General features: G+C 52.7%; 2 protein-coding genes. Both read left to right on the forward strand.

All coding sequences use genetic code 11. The features are described 5' to 3' along the window. Positions 1 to 812 (forward strand): GDP-L-fucose synthase family protein (locus WCE46_RS03445; RefSeq protein WP_424732305.1); only part of this gene is annotated, 812 nt, incomplete at its 5' end. A 399-nt stretch (positions 813 to 1,211) separates the two neighbouring features. Next, positions 1,212 to 1,896, forward strand: a 685-nt coding sequence (locus WCE46_RS03450) for an ABC transporter permease (RefSeq protein WP_424732306.1), incomplete at its 3' end; no start/stop codon positions are given.

Below are 1,896 nucleotides of genomic sequence, written 5' to 3' on the forward strand. Positions count from 1 at the left end.
TGGTAAAGGATTCGGATATCGTTATCCACCTTGCCGCACGGGTCGGCGGGATCGGATACAACCAGGCTTACCCCGCCCAGCTCTTCTACGACAATGCAATCATGGGCATCCAGATGATCGAAGCCGCACGACAGGAGAATGTTGAGAAGTGCGTGATCGTCGGGACCATCTGCGCGTACCCCAAGTTTACCCCCGTCCCATTTAAGGAAGACAATCTCTGGAACGGGTATCCGGAAGAGACCAACGCCCCGTATGGGCTTGCAAAAAAAATGCTGCTCGTTCAGTCGCAAGCTTATCGTCAGCAGTACGGTTTTAACTCGATTTATCTCCTGCCGGTCAACCTGTACGGGCCCGGGGACAATTTTGATCCGGCAAGTTCACATGTCATTCCGGCACTCATAAAAAAGTTTATCGATGCAAAATACAACAACGAGCAATCGGTTGATGTATGGGGTACGGGCGCTGCATCACGGGAATTTTTGTATGTCGATGATGCTGCGTACGGGCTTGTCCTTGCGGCAGAGCGGTATAACAAATCAGAGCCGGTGAACCTTGGGTCCGGCAGGGAGATTACGATCCGGGATCTGGTTTCCCTTATTCAGGAGTTAACCGGGTTTTCCGGAGTGATCCGATGGGACACCTCAAAACCTGATGGCCAGCCCAAGCGGTGCCTGGATGTGAGCCGGGCGCGGGAGGAGTTCGGGTTTGAGGCACAGATGCAGTTTAAGGAAGGCCTGAAGCGGACGATCGCGTGGTACGAAGCACATCGCGCAGAAGTCAGCCGGCCTCATGGTGTCGGAGATCATTGCTGAGAAATTGCCGGTATGAATGGATCCACCCATTAAACGTAGGATGATAATGAATCTGTTTTTTGTGCGATGACTGATGTTTTCTCTACGAATACCCTTTATGCAGGATTTTTGCTGGCGAATCTGGTGAACACTGAGTGCTGGGCTATTTTTGGGGCTTTATCGGTACCAGTCTGAACCTAAAAAGTTACACTCGAACCATGAAATTCGGCAAAATCTGTGATGCAATCATCCCCTTCAAATGCACTGCAGGAAGGTGGTTTTGTGGGATGATTTTATTATCCTCCTAAACTATAATCCCCGCCACCGTGCTCATCGCAAATGAATGCTTGCGGATTCTGCGGCGCTCTTCAAATCACCACACTATAAGTAATGCAAAAACAAAATTCATGGTAACTTCCTATGACCGAGACCCCTCCCGTTCAGGAACCCACCGTGCCCACGCTCATCATCCGCCCGCCCCGGAAATGGGTGCCGGTAGACCTGCATGAGCTTTGGGCATACCGGGAACTGGTCACCTCGTTTACTCTCCGCGACATCAAACTCCGGTACAAGCAGACCGGCCTCGGGATTGCATGGGCGGTCCTCCAGCCGCTCTTAACGATGGTCATCTTCACGGTCTTTTTCGGAGGCCTTGCAAAGATCCCGTCCGATGGGGTGCCGTATCCGCTCTTTGTGCTTGCGGCGCTTCTTCCCTGGACTCTCTTTGCTGAAGGGCTGACGCGGTCCACGACAAGCATGGTGACGAACGCGAACATCATGACCAAGGTGTACTTCCCGCGCCTGATCATGCCGCTGTCGAGTATTATTTCGCCGCTTGTGGACTTTGCGGTCTCCTTTATCATCCTTCTTGCGATGATGGTATACTACGGTTATGCGCCGACGCTCAACATCATCTTCCTGCCTTTCTTCCTTCTGCTCGCGCTGGCGACATCACTTGGGGTCGGGCTTTGGCTCTCGGCACTCAATGTCAAGTACCGGGATTTCCAGTACACGGTCCCCTTCCTCATCCAGATCTGGATGTTTGCGTCGCCGGTTGTGTATGCATCCAGCCTTGTACCGGCTTCGCTGCGGGTCTGGTTCGGCC

This window comes from Methanoregula sp., from assembly GCF_049690535.1.
In the GTDB taxonomy this organism is placed as follows: domain Archaea; phylum Halobacteriota; class Methanomicrobia; order Methanomicrobiales; family Methanospirillaceae; genus Methanoregula.